This is a genomic window from Alloalcanivorax mobilis, from assembly GCF_002864685.1.
Classification (GTDB): Bacteria; Pseudomonadota; Gammaproteobacteria; order Pseudomonadales; family Alcanivoracaceae; genus Alloalcanivorax; species Alloalcanivorax mobilis.
In genome coordinates this window covers 26,437-46,500 of the sequence record NZ_NMQZ01000042.1, presented here as the reverse complement: position 1 = coordinate 46,500, position 20,064 = coordinate 26,437, and the positions used below count along the sequence as shown (strand labels likewise).

The window sequence follows — 20,064 nt, the reverse complement described above, 5'->3', positions numbered from 1 at the left end:
CCGCCCTTGTCCCGCGTCCTCAATAGCACCACCCGGACACGATCCCAAAAGACAATTCCCGCTAAAGAACGATGAACCTATTTTTGGTGGCGCCGGACGCCAGACGCCAGACGCCAAGATCAAAATCAAACCCCGCCACGGCCTGCTTGCCCCATCTGAACACTGAACACTGAACACTGAAAACCCAAGCCAACGTCCCCCCCTCCAACCTCCACGGCTCGCCGTGGTGTTACGTCGAGTAACAGATAGCGCCTTGGCCCTATCGACGCGTTGGCGTCGGCGGTGCGATGGCGCCGTTCCCGGGTGGGCAAAGGGCGCTCGAGGGCGCTTCTTTAGGAATGGGAAAAATCCCATTAAAACAACCGTTTAAGCTCTTCCGAAAAGAAATGATCGCGGCTTTTTTGAGCGGAGCCGGGGTGTCGGCAATCGAGGCTGGACAGGATGTTTCTCTCTCCAACATACTAACTAACTATCTTGAGCGTGAATAAGTTGGACGCCACGGTGACGTGGTGCTTCCGGCTGAGTGCAAGGTGGCGCCGACGCCCACCCTGGAAAAAGACAGTCAGAAATTCGGGGCCGCTCGCCTGGCGAGCGGCCTTCCTTGTGACGGTGTCGACCTGATCGGCATGACAACAACAACGTGGAGAGCATTATGCTGAAAACCCTCTTTAACTCTCTCGCCGCTTCAGTCGTGGTACTGGCGAGCGTGGCCAGCGCGGCGGAGCCGGCTCCGGTGCGCATGGCGTTGATCGACCCGCTTAACGGGCCGATGGCGATGGTGGGGCAGCCGGCCCTGGCGCAATTGAAATTCACCGCCGAACGCCTGAACCAAGAGGGCGGCATGGCCGGCCATAAGATCGAAATCATCGGTCTGGACAACAAGATCAATCCCCAGGAAAGCCTGGTTCAACTGCAAAAAGCCATCGACGATGGCGTGCGTTTCATCATCCAGGGCAACGGCTCCTCGGTGGGCTCGGCGCTGCTCAACGGCATCAACAAGCACAACCAGCGCAACCCGGAAGACCGCGTGCTGTATCTGAACTACGCGGCGGTGGACCCGGCGTTCACCAATGAGCGCTGCTCGTTCTGGCACTTCCGCTTCGACGCGCACTCCGACATGAAGATGAATCTGATGACCGATTGGATCGCCTCTCATAAGGAGTTCAAGAAGGTCTTCCTGATCAACCAGGATTACAGCTTTGGTCATGCGGTGGCCGACGGCGCCATCAAAATGCTGAAAGAAAAGCGTCCCGACATTGAAATCGTCGGCAACGTGTTTCACCCGCTGGGTAAGGTGAAGGATTTCTCGCCCTATATTTCCAAGATCCGTGGCGCCGATGCCGATGTGGTGATCACCGGTAACTGGGGCCAGGACATTAACCTGCTGATCAAAGCGGCCGCCGACTACGGCGTCGATGTGCCGTTTCTCACCTACTACGGCAGCACTCCGGGCACCATCACCCAGGTCGGTAAAAAGGGTGTGGACCGCGTCTATCTGATGTCCGAACTGCACGGCGACTTTACCGACCCGGTACTGGCCGAGCGTGAAGTGGCGCTGTACAAGCAAACCGGCTGGGATTACTACCCGCGCGTGGCCGGCATGCTGGAAATGGTGAAGCTGGCCGGCGACAAGGCCAACAGCATCGAGCCGTTCAAGGTGGCGATGGCGCTGGAAGGTCTCAGCTTCGAAGGCCCCGGCGGCAAGACCACGATGCGCGCCGAGGATCACCAGATCCAGATGCCGATGTACATGTCCGTGCTCAAGGACGGCATGAAGTACGGCGCCGAGGGCACCGATTTCAACTTCCATGAAGTGGCTGGCTACAAAGCCGAAGACACCACCTTGCCGGCGGAATGCCGCATGCGGCGCCCCAAGCAGTAAATTCTTTCCGGATTTTTCAATGAGATTGGGCGGCAGCGGAATTCCGCTGCCGCGGGAGTCTTCTCGTGCTTGAAGTCATCGTCTTTTCCACGCTGAACGGCGTTCTCTACGGCCTGTTGCTGTTTATGCTGTCCAGCGGTTTGACCCTGATTTTCTCGATGATGGGCGTGCTCAATTTCGCCCACGCCAGTTTCTACATGCTGGGCGCCTACTTCGCCTACAGCCTGGGCATGCATGTCGGCTTCTGGCCGGCGCTGCTGCTCTCACCGTTGCTGGTGGCCGCCATTGGCGCCGTGGTGGAACGCTACGGGCTGCGCCGCGTGCACGCCAACGGCCACGTCGCCGAATTGTTGTTCACCTTCGGGCTGGCTTACGTGATCGATGAGTTGGTGCGTCTGGTGTGGGGCTCGGTGCCGGTCGCCTATCTGGCGCCGGAATCCATGCAGGCTCCGCTGTTTACCCTGTTTGGCACCGATTATTCCCTGTTCCGGGGTGTCGCCATGCTGATCGCGATTCTGATGTTCGCGGCGCTCTGGTTCCTGCTTAAGAAAACCCGCGTCGGCATGATGATCCGCGCGGCGCTCACCCATGGCCAGATGGTCGGCCACCTGGGCCACAACGTGCCGCGCCTGTTCATGGGCGTGTTTGGCTTCGGCTGCGCCCTGGCCGGCCTGGCCGGGGTGATCGGCGGCCCGCTGCTCAACACCGAGCCGGGCATGGCCGCCACCCTCGGGCCGATTGTGTTCGTGGTGGTGGTGGTGGGCGGCATGGGGTCGTTGCCCGGCGCGTTTTACGCTTCGCTGCTGATCGGCCTGTTGCAGACTTTTTTCGTTGCCATCGATGTGTCCATTGGCGAGATGCTCAATACGGTGGGCTTCAGTGTGGACCCCTATGGTGAAGTCACCGGCATCACCCTGGCCAACATTGCCCCGATGACGCCGTTTATTCTGCTGGTGCTGATTCTGATTTTCCGGCCACGCGGCCTGATGGGAGAGCTTGAATATGAGTGACGCACAGGCTTTGCCGCGCCGCCGTGCCCGCCCGGGCTGGCGAGCATTCGCCCCGTGGCTGATCAGTCTGGCCGCGTTGCTGGTGCTGCCGCTGCTGACCAGCAGCGGCACCGTGTTCACCATCGTTAACGTGATTGCCATCAATATCGTGTTCGCGCTGTCCTACAACATGCTGTTGGGGCAGGGCGGCATGCTCTCGTTCGGCCATGCGGTGTTTTTCGGGCTGGGTAGCTACGCCGCCATCCACGCCATGAACGCCATTGGCGATGCCTCCTACGCGGGTGAAGGCCTGTGGGCGCACGTTCCGGTGCTGGCGTTGCCGCTGGTGGGGATGGCCGCCGGCGGCCTCGCCGCGCTGGTGATCGGCTGGCCGTTCTGCCGCCGTGCCGGCACCGCCTTCGCCATGATTACCCTGGGGCTGGGCGAGCTGGTGGCCGCCAGCGCGCAAATGTTTCCGTCGGTGTTCGGTGGTGAGTCGGGCGTGTTCAGCGACCGCATGGTGGGCCCCCAGGTATTCGGCCCGGAGCTGGCGCAACCCGCCGACGTGTACTGGTTCATGGTGTTTTGGGTGTTGGTGGCGGTGTTTGCCATGTGGGCGTTCACACGCACGCCGCTGGGGCGGCTCTCCAATGCCGTGCGCGACAACGCCGAGCGCCTGCAATTCATCGGCTACCAGCCACGCAACGTGCGCTTCATGGTGCTGATTGCGTCCGGCGCCTTCGGTGGTCTGGCCGGTGGCATGGCGGCGGTCAACTACGAAATCGTGACGCCGGAATCCCTTGGCCTGGTGCCCTCGGGGCTGGCCTTGTTGATGGCCGCCGTGGGTGGGCTGGGGGTGTTCTACGGCCCGATTATCGGCGCCATCCTGGTGACCCTGATGAATTCCCTGCTGATCGACTTCACCGAAGCGTCGGTGCTGTACGTGGGCCTGGTGTTCCTGGCCGTGGTGATGTTCGCGCCCCGCGGGCTGGGTGGCGGCGTCGAGCAGGTGCGCCAGGCCTGGCATGACGGCGATCTGCGCCGCCGGTTGCCGGGCTGGTTGGGCGGCGCCGGCGCGGTGGCATTGATGTCAATCGGGCTGATCGCTCTGGTCGAGCTGGTCTACCAGGTGCGTCATGGCCGGGATCAGTTCGCGCACATTCTGGGCATCGATGTTGATCCGAGCGCCCCCTGGGGTTGGGCCGCCGTGGTGATTCTGCTCGCCACCGGCTATGGCCTGCATCGTTTCAGCGCACACTATCGGGAGGCCAGCGAATGACGTCCACTCTTTCCATTCGTCGATTGAAAAAGAATTTCGGGCCCGCCGAGGTGATTCGGGGTGTCGATCTGGAAGTGGAGAAAGGCGAGATCCACGCCGTGATCGGCCCCAACGGGGCCGGTAAATCCACTTTCTTTAACCTGCTCTCGGGCGCGTTCGCGCCGAGCAGCGGCGAGATTCATCTTAATGGCGAGCGCATCGACGGCCTCGGCCCGGACAAAATTCAGCAACGCGGGCTGTCCCGTTCGTTCCAGGTCAGCAATGTGTTCGTCAATTTGTCGGTGTTCGAAAACCTGCGCTGCGCCTGCTTCAAGAGCGCGCACGCCGGCTACGTATTCTGGCGCGCCGCCGACGGCATAAAACGGGTGAACCAGCGTGCCGAACAGGTGCTTGAAATGATCGGCCTGCAGGCGCTGCGCGACGCTCCGGCGGGGGCCTTGCCCTACGCCAGCCAGCGCGCCCTGGAGATCGGCATGACCATCGCCTGCGAGGTGGACGTGGTGTTGCTCGACGAACCCACCGCGGGCATGAGCAACAGCGAGACCAGCCAGGCCATCGCGCTGATCCGCCAGGTCGCCAGTGAGCGCACGCTGATGATCGTCGAGCACGACATGGGGGTGGTGTTCGAGCTCGCCGATCGCATTTCCGTGCTGGTGTACGGCGAAGTGGTCGCCACCGGCACACCGGAGCAGATCCGCAACGACGCGCGAGTTAAAGAGGCTTATCTGGGCGAGGAGGCGGCGTAATGCTGGAAGTAAAGGATCTGCACGCCTATTACGGCAAAAGCCACATCCTCAATGGTGTCAATCTGTCCATCCAGGAAGGCGAAGTGGTGGCACTGCTGGGCCGCAACGGCGTCGGCCGCTCCACCACCGTCAAGGCGATCATGGGGGAAGTGCCGCCGATCGGCTCGGTGCGTTTTCGTGGCCAGGAAATCGCCGGTTTTCCCAACCACCGCATCGCGCGCCTCGGGCTCGGCTATGTGCCCGAGGACCGCGACGTGTTCCCGACCCTGACGGTGCGCCAGAATCTGGAACTGGGCATCAAGAATACGCGCAAGCCCGGCAAATGGACCGTGCAACAGATGCTGGACATGTTCTCCAACCTGGCGCGCCGCGCGGATGCGCCGGCCGGGGTGCTCTCCGGCGGCGAAAAGCAGATGCTGACCATGTGCCGCACGCTGATGGGCGATCCGCGACTGATCATGATCGACGAGCCCACCGAAGGCCTGGCGCCGTTGATCGTGAAGCAGATCGGCGAGCTGATCGCTCAGATCGCCGACGCCGGCGTGGCGATTCTGCTGGTGGAGCAGAAGCTCTCCATCGCCCTGGACATTTCCCATCGGGTGTCGGTGATGGGGCACGGCCAGATTGTTTTTGAAGGCACCCCGGAACAATTGCGCGCCAACGATGACGTGCGCAAGGAATGGCTGGAAGTCTGAACGAATTTTACCGGCACTGTGCTGGCCCGCGCTGGCGGGCTTTTTTTTCGCCTTTTTTTCTTTGATGGAACGGCCCGGCGCCTGGCGGGAACCCGCCGCTGCCGCTGCGACGCGGGCATCGTTTCCGCCCTCTTATCGCCACTGACTTCGGAGACACCATGACCGACGGCGCTATGCAGTCCTTCTCGCTGACCCTGGATAAATTTCTCGATCACGCCGCCAAATGGCACCCGCGCGCGGAGGTCGTCACCGCCGGTTCCGGTGGGGCCATTGAACGGATCGGCTACGCCGCCCTGCGCGAGCGCGCCACGCGCCTCTCCACCGTGCTGGCCGGGCTGGGCGTGCGCCCGGGCGAACGGGTCGCGACCCTGGCGTGGAACAGCCAGGCACACCTGGAGGCGTGGTACGCGATCATGGGCATGGGCGCGGCCTGCCATACCCTCAATCCGCGTCTTACCGCCGAGCGCAGCGCCGCCATGCTGGCGCGCTCCGCCGCCAGTGTGCTGATCGTCAGCGCTGATCTGGCACCGTTGGCCGCCGAGCTCGCCGCCCGGACACCGTCGCTCAGGCGGGTGCTGATCATCGATGGTCAGGCCGATGCCTGGCCGGAGCCGGGTGGGGCGGTGACGGTGGCGGCGCTGGAAGCGCTGCTCGCCGACACCCGCGAGCCGTTGCCGTGGGGCGGCTTCGAGGAAACCGCCGCCTGCGGGTTGTGTTTTACCTCCGGCACCACCGGCGATCCCAAGGGCGTCACCTACACCCACCGTGCCAGTTATCTGCAAACCTTGCAGATGCTGCAGGCCGACGCCATCGGCCTGGGCGCCGCCGATACAATATTGGCGGCGGTGCCCATGTTCCATGCCAACGCCTGGGGTTTGCCGTTCGCGGCGCCGGCGGTGGGCGCGCGCCTGGTGTTGCCCGGCCGGCAGCTCGACGGCGCCAGCCTGGCGGCGTTGATCGCCGGGCAAGGCGTAACGGTGGCGGCCGGCGTGCCGACGGTGTGGCTGGGGCTGGTTGAGCATCTGGAGACACACGGTGGCGAGCTGCCGTCGCTGCGCCGCATCATGGTGGGGGGCGCGCCGCTGTCGGCGGCGCTGATGGCGCGTCTTGAGAAACGCCTGGGCGTGATTGTGCAGACCAGTTGGGGCATGACCGAACTGTCGCCACTGGGTACCATGATGTCCGCCAACGATGAGAATCGCACCGCGGCGGTGTCCGGCCGTCCCTCGGTGGGCGTGGACTTGCTGCTCACCGATGCCGAGGGCCACGCCTTGCCCGAACAACGCGGTGTGGAAGGGCACCTGCGGGTGCGCGGCGCGGCCGTGGTGGAACGCTATTTCGGCCACGCAACGCCCGCCACCGACGCCGCCGGCTGGTTTGAAACCGGCGACCTGGCGCGCCTGGACGAACGCGGCAACCTGACCATCACCGGCCGCGCCAAGGATTTGATCAAGTCCGGTGGCGAGTGGATCAACCCCGCCGAGATCGAAGCCATCGTCGGCGCCCTGCCTCAGGTGGCGCAGGCGGCGGTCATCGGGCGGCCGGACCCGCAGTGGGGCGAGCGCCCGGTGCTGCTGGTGGAACTGCTCGCGCGACAGAGCATCAGTGATGACGCACTGCTGGCGTCACTGCGGGGGCGCGTGGCACCCTGGTGGATGCCGGACCAGGTGATTCGTCTGGCGACCATGCCGTTGGCGGCGACTGGAAAGATCGACAAGATGCGTTTGAGACTGGAGCACAGCCACCCATGAAACCCGAGTCATCGCCGGCGGCACAAGCGGCGAAATCCACGCGTAAAAAACCCACCCAGGCGGAACGTCGCGCGGAGACCACCGAAAAAATTCTGGATACCGCGGAGTACCTGTTCTCCAAGCACGGGCTCTATGGCGTCACCTTGAAAGATGTGGCCAAGCGCATTGGTGTGCACCACACGCTGATCAATTACTACTTCGACGACAAAAAACAGCTGTTCGACGCGGTGTTCGCCCGCCGCGCGGTGGAAACCAGCGGCCGTCGCATGCAGGCCCTGGACGATTATGAGCGCGCCTGCGGCGGCGAGCCGAGCGTGGAAGGCGCGCTGCACACCTACCTGGATACCGATCTGGATCTTTACATCCAGGGTGGCGAGGGCTGGCGCAACTACGCCGCCTTCGCCGCCCAGGTGGCGAACACCCCGGAATGGGGCGCGGAAATGATGGACCAGCACTTCGATCCGGTGGTACTGCGTCTGATCGGTCTTTTAAAAAAAGCGCTCCCCGACGCCAATGAAGAAGACATTTTCTGGGGCTACCATTTTGTCACCGGCGCCCTGGTGCTGACGCTGGCCCGCACCGGCCGCATCGACAAGCTCTCCGGCGGCCTGTGCCGCTCGGACGACTTCGCCGCCGTCAAACAACGCATGGCCGCGTTCATGGCCGCCGGCATCAAAGAGATCTGCGAGCAGCGCGGCAGCGACCGGCAGGTCTGAAAGGTGAGGCGGTAGGCTGGCGGAACTGATTCGCGGTCAAGGGCCGCTCCTACACCAGAAATCAACCTCGGTGCAGGCCTGCTGTTCCCTGTCCCGGCCTGGTAAGGTGCGGGGCAAAAGCGCTGTGCCATTCGGCCAAAAGATTTCGCGATCAAGGATCGCTCCCACGCGGCGCTGTAAAGAGGGTTGGGGGTTTGTAGGAAGCGACGGTTTTGATTTTCCCGGCCCCGCCACGCGGGCACGGCCCGGGCCCCGCTACGGCCTCTCCCCGCGCTGTATCCTGAATCCTGTATCGCTCCTCAGAACGCCCACCGCCACTACAGCGCCGCTGTGGGAGCGGTCCCCGACCGCGAACCGAGCCTGAAAGGCGAGGCCAGCCTGGCGGCCAATTCGCGGTCAAGGACCGCTCGTGCCAGCGTGTCGCGGCTTCAAATAAAAAAGGCCGCGTCAGCGGCCCTCATCGATGGTGGATACGGGGAAGGGGCGTCGAATGACGCGACCACCATCGTTTTGTTCGGTCGTGCCGTTTGGGGCGGCGCGGCCCAGTGCTGACGCGGCAAGCCGGTGCCGGGCGCGCAGCGCGCCCGGCGATACAACCGGTTTTAGAATACTTCGAACAGGCCGGCGGCGCCGATGCCACCGCCCACGCACATGGTCACCACCACGTATTTGACGCCGCGGCGCTTGCCTTCGATCAGCGCGTGGCCGGTCATGCGCGCACCGGACATGCCGTACGGGTGGCCGATGGAGATGGCGCCACCGTTGACGTTGTATTTCTCCGGGTCGATGCCGAGCTTGTCGCGGCTGTACAGACACTGGCTGGCGAACGCTTCGTTGAGCTCCCACAGGCCGATGTCATTGACGGTCAGGCCAAAACGCTTGAGCAGCTTCGGCACCGCGAACACCGGGCCGATGCCCATTTCGTCGGGATCGCAGCCGGCCACGGCCATGCCACGGTAGGCGCCCAGGGGCTGCAGGCCGAGACGCTCGGCTTCCTTGGCTTCCATCAGCACGCAAGCGCTGGCGCCGTCGGAAAGCTGGGAGGCATTGCCGGCGGTGATAAAGCGGCCTTCTTTGATGTTCTGGCCGTCCTTGAACACCGGTTGCAGCTTCTGCAGGTCTTCCAGCTTGGTCTGCGGGCGGTTGCCTTCGTCCTTGCTGAGGGTGATTTCCTGGTCGGAGATCTCTTTGGTTTCCTTGTTCATGACCTTCATGATCGTGGTCATGGGCACGATTTCGTCGTCGAACTTGCCTTCCTGTTGCGCTTTCGCGGTGCGCATCTGGGACTGGTAGGCGTATTCGTCCTGGGCTTCGCGGGACACGTTATAACGGTCGGCGACCACTTCGGCGGTTTCCAGCATGGACATATAGATGTCCGGGCGGTGCTCCACCAGCCACGGGTCGGCGGCGCGGAACTTGTTGACCTTGTCGTTCTGAACCAGCGAGATCGACTCCAGGCCACCGGCCACGGCCACGTCCATGTTATCGACAATGATTTCCTTGGCGGCGGTGGCGATCGCCATCAGGCCGGAGGAGCACTGGCGGTCGATGGTCATGCCGGCGATGGTGGTCGGCAGGCCGGCGCGCAGGGCGCACTGACGCGCGGTGTTGCCACCGGTGCTGCCCTGCTGCAGCGCAACCCCCATGATCACGTCCTGGATGCTGGTCGGATCAATCTTGGCGCGCTCCACGGCGTGCTTGATGGCGTGGGCGCCCAGCGCCTGGCCCTGGGTATCGTTGAACGCGCCCCGGTAGGCTTTGCCGATCGGGGTGCGGGCGGTGGAAACAATGACGGCTTCTCTCATGATGGGTCTCGCTTGTTGGTGTCGGTTATTAGGGAAGAGCGCTTGACGCTCGACGCCGGACGCCGGACGCAAAATCTGTAGCCGGGAAGGTCAGGTGTGTTTCCTGCGACAGTCGGACAGAAAAACACGCCATTCACCTCAGGGCAGGGTTGAAGCGTCCAGCGTCTGGCGTCCAGCGTCTAGCGTCCCCCTAACTTGATACCTTTGGCCTGCGCGGCCTTGGTCAGGATTTTGGTGACATGGTCACCGCCGGTGAGCATTTCACGGGCGTTGCTCATGTCGCCGAGCTGCTCGAACTGAGCCGCGATGGCGTCCGGAGTGCGCTGATCACGATCCAGATAGATGCCTTCGCTTTCCATCAGTCGAACCATGGCATAACAACCGGCGCCGGCCAGGATAATGCGCCGCGAGGGCGCCTGATCACTGGCCAGAAACAGCACCGCCGGGGTGATTTCACCAGGTTCCAGCAGGGCCAGCACTTCCTTGGGCATCAGGTCCTCGGTCATGCGCGTGGCGGCGGTTGGCGCCACACAGTTTACCCGGATGTCGTACTTTTCGCCTTCGATGTGAAGGGTATTCATCAAACCGGCCACCGCCATTTTCGCGGCGCCGTAATTGGCCTGGCCGAAATTGCCGTACAGGCCCGAGGTGGAAGTGGTCATCACGATGCGGCCATAGCCCTGCTCGCGCATTACTGGCCACACCGCGTGGCTGCAAAGGGCGGAACCGGTCAGATGAACGGCGACCACCTTGTCCCAGTCGTCGTCGCTCATCTTAACGAAGCTTTTGTCGCGCAGGATACCGGCGTTGTTGACCAGGATGTCGATGCGGCCCCATTTGTCCACAGTGGTCTTGACCAGAGCGTTGACCTGCTCGCGGTTGGACACATCGGCGCCATCGGCGATTGCCTCGCCACCGGCGGCGATGATCTCCGCCACCACCTTCTCCGCGGCCTCACTGGAGCCGCCGCTGCCATCGCGGGCACCGCCGAAGTCGTTGACCACCACCTTGGCGCCCAACCGGGCCAGCTCCACGGCGTGGGATTTACCCAGCCCGTTGCCGGCGCCAGTCACGATCGCCACGCGGCCATCGAAATTGATGCTCATAATCTCTCCTTTGGAGAGTTGAAAGTGACAAGTTAAAAGTTGAAGGCGGCTACGTAGCCGCCCTTTTAACTTTTAACTCGCTGTTATCCCAGAATCGCCAGGCTCAGCCACTCACAAGCAATAGCCGGCTTATCGACGCCGTCGATCTCCACGGTGATGCCGTAACGGAACAGCACCTGGTTGTCGTTGCGGCGTTCGGCGCTGAGCAGCTTGAAGTGACCACGGACTTTCGAGCCGGCGCGCACCGGGTTGAGAAAGCGCACTTTGTCGAAACCGTAGTTGATGCCCATGGCCTGACCTTCGATGGTCGGCAACACGTCGATGGCCATGGCCGACAGCAACGACAGCGTCAGAAAGCCGTGGGCGATGGTGCCGCCGAACGGGCTTTCTTTGGCGGCGCGCGCTTCGTCGATGTGAATCCACTGCGGGTCGGCGGTGAGATCGGCGAATTCGTTGATGCGCTCCTGCGGCACTTCGTGCCAGCCGGAAACGCCAATGTCCTGGCCCTGTTTGGCCAGCAGATCGTCCAGGGCGATGGTTTTTCTTGTCATGCTGTTCTCCCGGTCAGGGGGCGGCGGGGCCGCCCCCTGAACAATGAAACGAAGCGGATCAATAACCGCCCAGGGTGGCGAAGCGGTCGGCGCAGTAGTTGGCGTCGCCCAGGGTTTCACCGCCAGCGCGAGCGCGCTTGAGGAAGAAGCCGATGTCGAATTCATCGGTCATGCCGATGCCACCGTGCATCTGCACCCCTTCCTGGCCGGCCAGCAGCGCCACGCGGGCCGCCTTGGCCTTGGCGGCGAACACCTGTATGTCGGCGTCGTCGGCGTTGCCATCGCAGGCGTCCAGGGCTTGCAGAGCCAGCGCTTCGCTCATCGCCACGTCGGCGGAGAGCTGCGCGGCGCGGTGCTGCAGCGCCTGAAACGTGCCGATCAGGCGACCGAACTGCTTGCGCTCTTTCAGGTAGCCCAGGGTACGCTCAAACACTTCCTTGGACAGCCCGGAAAGTTCCGCGGCGAGCACCGCGCGGCCGGCGCGCAGGGCGGCTTGCAGAGCGCCGGTGCCGTTCGCCATCGGCTCGGCGGCCACATTCTTGAAGCTGATCCGGGCGGCATTGCGGTTGTCCGCCATCACCGTGCGCTCGATGCTCACGCCCTCGGCTTTCGGGTCGACCAGATACAGTGCCGCCTGGTCTCCCTGGCCGGCGGCCACCAGCAACAGATCGGCGACGTGGCCGTCCAGCACCAGCACTTTGTCGCCATTGAGCGTGCCGCCTTCGACGGTCGCTTTCAGGTTGTCCGGGCGGTGCTTGGCGCCTTCATCCACGGCCAGGGCGACGATGGCGCTGCCCTCGGCGATCTTCGGCAGCCACTGTTGCCGCTGCTCGTCGCTGCCGCCGGTGGCCAGCGCGGTGGCGGCCAATACCGAGGTCGAGAAGAACGGCGTCACCGACAGGTTGCGGCCGATCTCGCGCGCCACCAGACCGGCGCCAACCAGACCAAAACCAATACCGCCGTGCTCTTCGGGCACCACAATGCCGGTCAGGCCGGCTTCCACCATGGCGTTCCAGAGCGGCTCGTCATAGCCCTTTTCGTTGTTGCTGTCGCGCAGTTCGCGCAGGCGGGACACCGGGCCCTTGTCGGCCATCAGCCGCGCCACGGAGTCCTGCAGCATCTGTTGTTCGTCGTTGAGTTTCATAATCCAGGACTCCTTAAGCGTCTGGCAGGCCAAGCAGGCGTTTGGAGACGATGCCGAGCATCACTTCGGAGGTGCCGCCTTCGATGGAGTTGCCTTTGGAGCGCAACCATTCGCGGGCGAACATGCCGCCACGGGTGCGTTCGCTCTGCCACTCCAAACCTTCGGCGCCCATCGCGTCCATCATCAGTTCGTAGCGGCGCTTGTTGAGCTCGGTGCCGTAATATTTGAGCACCGCGGACTGGGCGCCCACGCCCTGGCCGGCTTCCGCTTCGGCGCGGATCTTGCCGAGCAAAGCCTGGAACGCCAGGTTGTCGATCTCGAGATTGGCGATGTCGGCGCGCAGGGCGGCGTCCGCCAGTTTGCCGTGTTCGGTGCCGACGTGCTCGGCGGCCAGCGGGCCCAGGGCCCGGCCGCGCAGGTAACCCGGGGGCTGGCCGCCGATGTTGTTGCGCTCATGGGTAAGCAGATACTTGGCCACGTCCCAGCCACGGTTCAGCTCGCCGACCACCTGGTGCTTGGGCACTTTGACGTCGTCAAAGAAGGTCTCGCAGAACGGCGACTCACCGGAAATCAGCTCAATCGGGCGGGTGGTGACACCCGGGGTGTCCATGTCGAACAGGGCGAAGGAGATGCCGTTGTGCTTGGTGGCGCTGGGGTCGGTGCGCACCAGACAGAAGATCCAGTCGGCTTTGTCCGCATACGAAGTCCAGATCTTCTGGCCGTTGACCAGGAAATGGTCGCCTTTGTCCTCGGCGCGGGTTTGCAGGCTGGCCAGGTCGGAACCGGCGTTCGGCTCGGAATAACCCTGGCACCAGCGGATCTCGCCACGGCAAATCGGCGGCAAGTGCTCGCGTTTCAGTTCTTCACTGCCGAATTTCAGCAGCGCCGGGCCGAGCATCCAGAAACCGAAGTTGCTCACCGGGGTACGGGCGTTGATGCGCTGCATCTCTTCGTTGAGGATTTCGCCTTGTTCCGGGCTCAACCCGCCGCCGCCGTACTCTTTCGGCCACTGCGGGGCGGTCCAGCCTTTTTCGGCCATCCGCTCCATCCACACCTTCTGGGCTTCGGACTGGAATTTCCATTTGCGGCCACCCCAGCAATGATCCGCCTGGCTTTTCAGCGGCTGGCGCATTTCCTCGGGGCAGTTGGCTTGCAACCACTCCCGGGCTTCGGCGCGGAACTGTTCAAGATCCGACATTATTACCTCCTCGGCACCCCGCCGGGCCGGGGTTGGGGCATCCGGCCAGCAGGCTGTTATTGAAATAGACTTTCATTTAATGCGGCAAGTATGTTGGCCACCCGCCGGGGCGTCCAGTGTGAAAAGCGGCATGGTTAGCGGCAGTTGTGTCATCAACGCCCCACTTCGAGGCACAATCGGTCAATGGCTTTGGCGCGGGCGGCTGTCACAATTCCGGGTTGAAAAAGCCGCATTCGCAGCGTCGCGCCGAGGGCGCGAAATCGACCACGATCGGTGCAATTTATTGGCCATTGCCGGGCCGGGATTCGAGGATCTTTGATGGAGCAAGTAAAGGTGGCGCCGCCAGCCGAACCCCGTGAGGTGATCCTCGACGCGGCGGCGCGCTGTTTCATGGAGCGGGGCTTCAAAGCCACCAGCATCGACGACATCGCCCGTCAGCTTGGCGCCACCAAGGGCATGGTCTACCACTACTTCGACTCCAAGGCGGAGTTGTTTTTCCAGATTCACCAGCGCGGCATGGACGCCCTGTTCGCCACCGTGGAGCCGGAGTGCCGGCGTCTGGCGCCGGCCCTGGAGCGGCTAACCCGCATGTCGCTTTGCCATGTGCACACCCTGATCGAGACCCAGCATTTCCAGCGCGCCGTGGCCGAAGGGGTGCAAATGCACCTGCGCATCAACACCACCGCCGCTCAGCGTGCCCAGCTCACCCGCCTGCAAAACCGCCGCCGGCGTTACGAGGACGTGTTTCTTGGCGTGCTCGAAGAGGGCATCGCTGAAGGTTCAATGCACGCCGAGCGGCCGCGCATCGTGATTAAACCGATGCTCGGCGCCCTCAACTCGGTGATCAACTGGTACCACATCCGCTACGAAGACCACCCTGGCGCCCGCCAGGACATCGTCGAGGACGTGGTGCACGTTGCCCTGCGCGGCGTGGTGAAGGGAACAGCGTAGGCCATGCCGTCGGTGATAAGCGGCTACAAGCTGCAAGCTTCAAGCGGCAAGGGCGGCTACGTAGCGCTGTTTGGCTTGTAGCTTGTGGCTTGTAGCCTCGCTTTGTTCCGCGTGTTTATTTCTTATTCAAAAACTTATCAAAAATCGCCCGCACTTCATCGCTGAACATGCGCTCGGCGAAGCGTTTCGATTCCGCTTCGATCTGCGCTTTCACCGCGTCGTCGTGGAGGCGCATCAGTTGCTTGGTGTAAGCGATCGCCTGGGGCGGTTTGGCGGCCAGGGTCTGGCCCAGTTCCAGCGCTTTTTCACGCAATTGATCGTCGGCCACCCGATAAGCGACCAGGCCCATGCGCTCGGCTTCCTCGGCGCTCAGGGTATCGCCGGCGAGCAGCAGCCGGTTGGCGTTTTGCCGGCCGACCAGCGTTTGCAGCAAAAAGCTGGAACCGGCTTCCGGCACCAGGCCCAGATTGATGAACGCGGTGTAGAAGCGGGTGTTCTCCGCGGCGATCACCAGGTCGCAGTGCAGCAGCATGGTGGTGCCGATGCCGGTGGCGTTGCCGTGCACCGCCATGATCACCGGCTTATCCAACGCCCGTAAGCGGAACACGAAGTCCATCGCCGGGCTCAGCTTGCCGTTCTCGCGGGTTTTCGGGTCGGCGTTGCGGAAATCCTTGAGGTCGTTGCCGGCCGTGAACGAGCGGCCCTCGCCATCGATCAGCAGGGCGGTCAGGTCGTCGCGGGCCTGGAAATGGTCCACCACCCGGCTCAGATCGCGATACATCTCCAGGGTCAGCGCGTTCAGCTTATCGGCCCGGTCGAGGGTCGCTTCCAGCAACTTGCCGTGCTCGGTAACGCGGATAAAGCCGCTTTTCAGGTCCAGTTCACTCATCGTTTTCTCCCCGTGCCGGATTTCGGATTGTTATCAAGGTGATCGAAAATATCGGAATCGGGTTTCGAAATAAAGGAGAGCGGCTGCAAGCTTCAAGCGGCAAGGGCGGCTCCGCAGCACGGTTTGGCTTGTAGCTGGAAGCCTGAAGCCTGTCCCATCGACGACGCGCAAGCACCCGTCCCGGTAAGGCCTACGGTTATTTCCCGGCCCCTTCTTCATAAATGCCGTGCATAGTTCGGGATTCAGAATATCAATTTCACTAACTTGGGTGGGTGCTCTAGGCTGTCCTGCATCGATTTCGCCAGTAATGAGAACGGCATGGGGCAGTTTTATCTTATTCGCCACGGTCAGGCTTCCTTCGGGGCCGCCAACTACGACAAGCTTTCGCAGTTGGGCCACCAGCAGGCGCGCTGGCTGGGTGAACATTACCGTGAGCGGGGGCTGACCTTCGATGCGCTGGTGACCGGCGATCTGGTGCGCCACGTGGAAACCGGGGCGGGCATCCAGGAGGGCCTGGGCTCCAGTCTCAAGGCGGAGCTGCACCCCGGCCTCAACGAATTCCATTTTCACTCCATCGTGGACGCTTATCTGAGCGCTTACCCGGATCAGGCACCGCCCGCCGGCGCGCCGGTGGCGGCGTTTTACCGGGTTCTGAAAAGCGCCATGCAGAGCTGGCGCCGGGATCAGCTGCAGGGCAACCTGCCAGAAAGCTGGCGCGACTTTTGCGACCGGGTCGCCGCCGCCATGGAGCACATTCGCCAGCGGCACGCCGGCCGCGAGCGGGTGCTGGTGGTCAGTTCCGGCGGTGCCATCGCCATGTGGATGCGCCACATGCTCAATACCGCCGACGACACCGTTGTCGAGTTGAACCTGCAAATTCGCAACTCCAGCGTGACGCAGGGGTTCTTCAACCAACACGTCTACCGTCTTTCGGTGTTCAACCAGGTGCCACACCTGGAGCGCGACGACCGCTTGGACGCCATTACCTACAGTTAATCGACCCACACATTGCTGACAGACTGGGAACCCGGTTCCCTCAAGGGAGAATAAGATGGACTTTCAGTATTCGGAAAAAACCCAGGACCTGCTCAACCAGGTTCGTTCCTTTATCGAAAAGGAAATCGTGCCGGCCCAGCACGCCTACCACGAGCAGGTCGCCAACACCCCGTGGGAAACGCCGCCGATTCTCGACGAGCTGAAGGCCAAGGCCAAGGCCAAAGGGCTGTGGAACCTGTTCCTGCCCCGCGAACACGGCGATTTCACCGCCGGCCTGACCAACCTGGAATACGCGCCGCTGGCCGAAGAGATGGGCCGCTATCATTTCGCCTCCGAGGTGTTCAACTGCGCCGCGCCGGACACCGGCAACATGGAAGTGCTGGCCAAATACGGCAACGCCAAGCAGCAGAAAGAATGGCTCGAGCCGCTGCTGGAAGGCAAGATTCGCTCCGCGTTCGCGATGACCGAACCGGACGTGGCGTCTTCCGACGCCACCAACATCGAAACCTCGATCAAGCGTGACGGCGACGAATACGTGATCAACGGCCGCAAGTTCTACATCAGCGGCGCGATGCGCAAAACCTGCGAAATCATGATCGTGATGGGCAAGACCGACCCGGACAACCCGAACCGCCATGAGCAGCAATCGCAGATCCTGGTGCCGGTGAACACCCCGGGAGTAACCGTCAAGCGCGCCATGCAAGTGCTGGGCTCCGTGGACGCTCCGGAAGGCCACGCCGAAGTGATCTTCGATAACGTGCGGGTGCCGGCGGAAAACATTATTCTCGGCGAAGGCCGTGGTTTCGAGATCGCCCAGGGCCGCCTCGGGCCGGGCCGTATTCACCACTGCATGCGTTTGATCGGCGCCGCTCAGCACGCGCTCGAATTGATGTGCAAACGCGCCAACAGCCGGGTAGTGTTTGGTCAGCCGATGATCAAGCACGGCTCGGTGCGCGAAGACATCGCCAAGAGCTACTGCGAAGTGGAGCAGGCCCGTCTGATGACCTTGAAAGCCGCGGATCACATGGATCGCTACGGCAACAAGGAAGCCAAGGAACTGATCGCCATGATCAAGATCGCGGTGCCCAACATGACCCTGCGCGTGGTCGACCGGGCCATGCAGATCCACGGCGCCGTGGGCCTCAGCCAGGACACGCCCCTGGCCGGCTTCTTCGCCTACGCCCGCACCCTGCGCCTGGCCGACGGCCCGGATCAGGTGCATATGATGCAGCTTGGTCGTAACGTGGCGAAGCGGTACGAATAGAACCCGTTGAAAGTTAAAAGTTAAAAGTTGCAAGAAAACCAAAGCGCGCACACGGTTGAGGATGCATCCTCAACCGTGTGCGCGCGTTTTAACTTTTAACTTGTCACTTTCAACTTTCGTTTCAAGGAGGTTTAACCCATGTCCCAGGTGGATACCCTGGATACTGAACGCCTCGCGGCTTATCTGGAACAGCACGTGCCCGGCTTCAAGGGGCCGCTCAGCGCGGACAAATTCGAAGGCGGGCAGTCCAACCCCACCTTCCGCCTCAAGGCGGCCTCCGGCGAGTATGTGCTGCGTCGGCAACCGCCGGGCAAGCTGCTTAAATCCGCGCACGCGGTGGATCGGGAATACCGGGTCATGAACGCATTGCGTGACACCGATGTGCCGGTGCCGGTGGTGCATCATCTGTGCGAAGACCGTGATGTGATCGGCTCGATGTTCTACATCATGGAATTTTGCCAGGGCCGCATCTTCTGGGACGCGGCGATTCCCGAAGTGGACAACGCCCAGCGCACCGCCATGTACCAGGAAATGAACCGGGTGCTGGCGGCGCTGCACGGTGTCGACGTGGACGCCGTGGGCCTGGCCGACTACGGCAAGCCGGGCAGCTATTTCGAACGGCAGATGAGCCGCTGGAGCAAGCAGTACCGCGCCTCGGAGACCGGGCACATTCAGGCCATGGAAGACCTGATGGTCTGGCTCGAGCAGAACCAGCCCGCCGACGATGGCCAGATCTCCCTGGTGCACGGCGACTACCGGCTCGACAACATGATGTGGCACCCCAGCGAAGCGCGCGTGATCGCGGTGCTGGATTGGGAGCTGTCGACGCTCGGTCATCCGCTTGCCGATCTGGCCTACCAGTGCATGCAGCTGCGCATGCCGCCGGAGGGCGGTAATTTGTCCGGCCTTCAAGGCAAGGACCGCGCGTCCCTGGGCATCCCCACGGAAAAAGAGTACGTGGCGGCCTACTGTGAACGGCGCGGCATCAGCCACATTGACCATTGGGAATTTTATCTGGCGTTCAGCTTCTTCCGGCTCGCCGCCATCGCCCAGGGCGTGGCCAAACGCGCCCTGGACGGCAACGCCTCCAGCAAAAAAGCAAGCTGGGCCGGCCAGGTGGTGGAACCGCTCTCGCAAATGGCCATGCAAATCGTGCGCGAAGGGGCATAAGACGAGAAGTGAAAAGTTAAAAGTGAAAAGTTGAAAGCAAAGAAGCGCGGGCGATACGTCTGCCGAGTGGCACGAACTCGCCTGCGTTTCAACTTTTAACTTTCAACCTTGAACTTGTTTTGGAGAGTGTCAATGAGCACCAACCTGTTTGATCTGAACGGAAAAATCGCGCTGGTGACCGGCGCCAGCCGGGGTATCGGCGAAGAGATCGCCAAGCTGCTGGCCGAGCAGGGCGCGCATGTGATCGTGTCCAGCCGCAAGATCGATGACTGCCAGACCGTGGCGGAGGCCATCAAGAGCGCCGGCGGCAGCGCCGAGGCGTTCGCTTGCCACATCGGTGAGATGGCGCAGATCGAAGCGATCATGCAGCACATCAAGGACAACCACGGCAAGCTGGATATCCTGGTCAACAACGCCGCCGCCAACCCGTACTTCGGCCACATTCTCGACACCCCGGTGAGTGCCTTCGACAAGACCGTGGACGTTAACCTGCGCGGCTATTTCTACATGACCGTGGAAGGCGCCAAGATCATGAAGGACAACGGCGGCGGGGCGATCGTCAACACCGCTTCCATCAACGGTCTTTCCCCGGGCATGAACCAGGGGGTGTATTCCATCTCCAAGGCGGCGGTGATCAACATGACCAAGTCGTTCGCCCAGGAGTGCGCCGGCTTCAATATTCGCGTCAACGCGCTGCTGCCCGGCCTGACCAAAACCAAGTTTGCCGGCGCCCTGTTCCAACAGGACGACATCTACAAATCCGCCATCGCCCAGATCCCCATGCACCGCCACGCCGAACCCAAGGAAATGGCCGGCACGGTTCTGTATTTGGTGTCCGAAGCGTCCAGCTACGTCACCGGCGAGTGTGTGGTCGTCGATGGTGGGTTTACGATCTAACGGCGAGTTGAAGGTTAAAAGTTAAAAGTTAAAGG

At 62.5% G+C, this 20,064-nt stretch carries 18 protein-coding genes; 12 read left to right on the top strand and 6 right to left on the bottom strand.

The features are described 5' to 3' along the window. Window positions 1-652: 652 nt before the first annotated feature. The 7 genes from CGS25_RS16420 (at window position 653) to CGS25_RS16390 (ending at window position 8,058) form a co-directional block, all read left to right on the top strand. Window positions 653-1,882, top strand: coding sequence for a branched-chain amino acid ABC transporter substrate-binding protein (locus tag CGS25_RS16420; protein ID WP_101676118.1), 1,230 nt, complete (start codon window positions 653-655; stop codon window positions 1,880-1,882). Window positions 1,883-1,947: 65 nt separating this feature from the next. Further along, window positions 1,948-2,892: a branched-chain amino acid ABC transporter permease gene (locus CGS25_RS16415; protein WP_089031654.1), complete on the top strand. Its 945-nt coding sequence runs from the start codon at window positions 1,948-1,950 to the stop codon at window positions 2,890-2,892. Next, entirely contained in the window at window positions 2,885-4,150 is a 1,266-nt protein-coding gene (locus CGS25_RS16410) for a branched-chain amino acid ABC transporter permease (RefSeq protein ID WP_101676117.1), read from the top strand. Before CGS25_RS16415 ends, CGS25_RS16410 begins: the two co-directional genes overlap by 8 nt. Next, window positions 4,147-4,896 carry an ABC transporter ATP-binding protein gene (locus tag CGS25_RS16405; RefSeq protein WP_101676116.1) on the top strand — a complete coding sequence of 250 codons (750 nt, stop codon included), beginning with the start codon at window positions 4,147-4,149 and terminating at the stop codon, window positions 4,894-4,896. The genes CGS25_RS16410 and CGS25_RS16405 overlap by 4 nt, the downstream gene beginning before the upstream one ends. Further along, window positions 4,896-5,591, top strand: a complete 696-nt coding sequence (locus tag CGS25_RS16400) for an ABC transporter ATP-binding protein (protein WP_089031657.1) — start codon at window positions 4,896-4,898, stop codon at window positions 5,589-5,591. The genes CGS25_RS16405 and CGS25_RS16400 overlap by 1 nt, the downstream gene beginning before the upstream one ends. 158 nt (window positions 5,592-5,749) lie before the next feature. Beyond that, window positions 5,750-7,342, top strand: a complete 1,593-nt coding sequence (locus CGS25_RS16395; protein WP_089031658.1) for an AMP-binding protein — start codon at window positions 5,750-5,752, stop codon at window positions 7,340-7,342. After that, entirely contained in the window at window positions 7,339-8,058 is a 720-nt protein-coding gene (locus CGS25_RS16390; RefSeq protein WP_089031659.1) for a TetR/AcrR family transcriptional regulator, read from the top strand. The genes CGS25_RS16395 and CGS25_RS16390 overlap by 4 nt, the downstream gene beginning before the upstream one ends. 602 nt (window positions 8,059-8,660) lie before the next feature. Here the strand turns inward: CGS25_RS16390 and CGS25_RS16385 are convergent. The 5 genes from CGS25_RS16385 to CGS25_RS16365 form a co-directional block, all read right to left on the bottom strand. Then, complete coding sequence (locus CGS25_RS16385; RefSeq protein ID WP_089031660.1) at window positions 8,661-9,863, bottom strand: acetyl-CoA C-acyltransferase; 1,203 nt, start codon at window positions 9,861-9,863, stop codon at window positions 8,661-8,663. Window positions 9,864-10,042: 179 nt separating this feature from the next. Beyond that, the gene (locus CGS25_RS16380) at window positions 10,043-10,969 is read right to left on the bottom strand and encodes an SDR family oxidoreductase (RefSeq protein WP_089031661.1); all 927 of its coding nucleotides are present in this window, start codon (window positions 10,967-10,969) and stop codon (window positions 10,043-10,045) included. A gap of 83 nt (window positions 10,970-11,052) precedes the next feature. After that, complete coding sequence (locus CGS25_RS16375) at window positions 11,053-11,520, bottom strand: MaoC family dehydratase (protein WP_089031662.1); 468 nt, start codon at window positions 11,518-11,520, stop codon at window positions 11,053-11,055. A gap of 58 nt (window positions 11,521-11,578) precedes the next feature. Next, window positions 11,579-12,664 (bottom strand): acyl-CoA dehydrogenase family protein, encoded by a 1,086-nt coding sequence (locus CGS25_RS16370; RefSeq protein WP_101676115.1) that lies wholly within the window; start codon window positions 12,662-12,664, stop codon window positions 11,579-11,581. A 13-nt stretch (window positions 12,665-12,677) separates the two neighbouring features. Continuing rightward, window positions 12,678-13,862, bottom strand: a complete 1,185-nt coding sequence (locus CGS25_RS16365; protein WP_089031664.1) for an acyl-CoA dehydrogenase family protein — start codon at window positions 13,860-13,862, stop codon at window positions 12,678-12,680. A gap of 318 nt (window positions 13,863-14,180) precedes the next feature. Here CGS25_RS16365 and CGS25_RS16360 point away from each other — a divergent pair, with 318 nt between their 5' ends. Next, window positions 14,181-14,813 (top strand): TetR/AcrR family transcriptional regulator, encoded by a 633-nt coding sequence (locus tag CGS25_RS16360; RefSeq protein WP_089031665.1) that lies wholly within the window; start codon window positions 14,181-14,183, stop codon window positions 14,811-14,813. A 115-nt stretch (window positions 14,814-14,928) separates the two neighbouring features. On the opposite strand, the gene CGS25_RS16355 is transcribed toward CGS25_RS16360, so the two are convergent. Then, entirely contained in the window at window positions 14,929-15,702 is a 774-nt protein-coding gene (locus CGS25_RS16355; protein ID WP_101676114.1) for an enoyl-CoA hydratase/isomerase family protein, read from the bottom strand. A gap of 318 nt (window positions 15,703-16,020) precedes the next feature. Here CGS25_RS16355 and CGS25_RS16350 point away from each other — a divergent pair, with 318 nt between their 5' ends. From CGS25_RS16350 to CGS25_RS16335, 4 genes are all read left to right on the top strand, one after another. Beyond that, entirely contained in the window at window positions 16,021-16,698 is a 678-nt protein-coding gene (locus CGS25_RS16350) for a histidine phosphatase family protein (protein WP_101676113.1), read from the top strand. Window positions 16,699-16,753: 55 nt separating this feature from the next. Next, entirely contained in the window at window positions 16,754-17,962 is a 1,209-nt protein-coding gene (locus tag CGS25_RS16345) for an acyl-CoA dehydrogenase family protein (RefSeq protein ID WP_089031668.1), read from the top strand. Between the two features lie 138 nt (window positions 17,963-18,100). After that, window positions 18,101-19,132 (top strand): phosphotransferase, encoded by a 1,032-nt coding sequence (locus tag CGS25_RS16340; protein ID WP_089031669.1) that lies wholly within the window; start codon window positions 18,101-18,103, stop codon window positions 19,130-19,132. Window positions 19,133-19,264: 132 nt separating this feature from the next. Beyond that, window positions 19,265-20,029: an SDR family oxidoreductase gene (locus tag CGS25_RS16335; protein WP_101676112.1), complete on the top strand. Its 765-nt coding sequence runs from the start codon at window positions 19,265-19,267 to the stop codon at window positions 20,027-20,029. The last annotated feature ends 35 nt before the right edge of the window (window positions 20,030-20,064 follow it).

Coding starts and splice junctions, on each gene's coding strand:
- CGS25_RS16420 (WP_101676118.1), top strand. CDS start 653: ATGCTGAAAACCCTCTTTAACTCTCTCGCCGCTTCAGTCGTGGTACTG.
- CGS25_RS16410 (WP_101676117.1), top strand. CDS start 2,885: ATGAGTGACGCACAGGCTTTGCCGCGCCGCCGTGCCCGCCCGGGCTGG.
- CGS25_RS16405 (WP_101676116.1), top strand. CDS start 4,147: ATGACGTCCACTCTTTCCATTCGTCGATTGAAAAAGAATTTCGGGCCC.
- CGS25_RS16400 (WP_089031657.1), top strand. CDS start 4,896: ATGCTGGAAGTAAAGGATCTGCACGCCTATTACGGCAAAAGCCACATC.
- CGS25_RS16395 (WP_089031658.1), top strand. CDS start 5,750: ATGACCGACGGCGCTATGCAGTCCTTCTCGCTGACCCTGGATAAATTT.
- CGS25_RS16390 (WP_089031659.1), top strand. CDS start 7,339: ATGAAACCCGAGTCATCGCCGGCGGCACAAGCGGCGAAATCCACGCGT.
- CGS25_RS16385 (WP_089031660.1), bottom strand. CDS start 9,863: ATGAGAGAAGCCGTCATTGTTTCCACCGCCCGCACCCCGATCGGCAAA.
- CGS25_RS16380 (WP_089031661.1), bottom strand. CDS start 10,969: ATGAGCATCAATTTCGATGGCCGCGTGGCGATCGTGACTGGCGCCGGC.
- CGS25_RS16375 (WP_089031662.1), bottom strand. CDS start 11,520: ATGACAAGAAAAACCATCGCCCTGGACGATCTGCTGGCCAAACAGGGC.
- CGS25_RS16370 (WP_101676115.1), bottom strand. CDS start 12,664: ATGAAACTCAACGACGAACAACAGATGCTGCAGGACTCCGTGGCGCGG.
- CGS25_RS16365 (WP_089031664.1), bottom strand. CDS start 13,862: ATGTCGGATCTTGAACAGTTCCGCGCCGAAGCCCGGGAGTGGTTGCAA.
- CGS25_RS16360 (WP_089031665.1), top strand. CDS start 14,181: ATGGAGCAAGTAAAGGTGGCGCCGCCAGCCGAACCCCGTGAGGTGATC.
- CGS25_RS16355 (WP_101676114.1), bottom strand. CDS start 15,702: ATGAGTGAACTGGACCTGAAAAGCGGCTTTATCCGCGTTACCGAGCAC.
- CGS25_RS16350 (WP_101676113.1), top strand. CDS start 16,021: ATGGGGCAGTTTTATCTTATTCGCCACGGTCAGGCTTCCTTCGGGGCC.
- CGS25_RS16345 (WP_089031668.1), top strand. CDS start 16,754: ATGGACTTTCAGTATTCGGAAAAAACCCAGGACCTGCTCAACCAGGTT.
- CGS25_RS16340 (WP_089031669.1), top strand. CDS start 18,101: ATGTCCCAGGTGGATACCCTGGATACTGAACGCCTCGCGGCTTATCTG.
- CGS25_RS16335 (WP_101676112.1), top strand. CDS start 19,265: ATGAGCACCAACCTGTTTGATCTGAACGGAAAAATCGCGCTGGTGACC.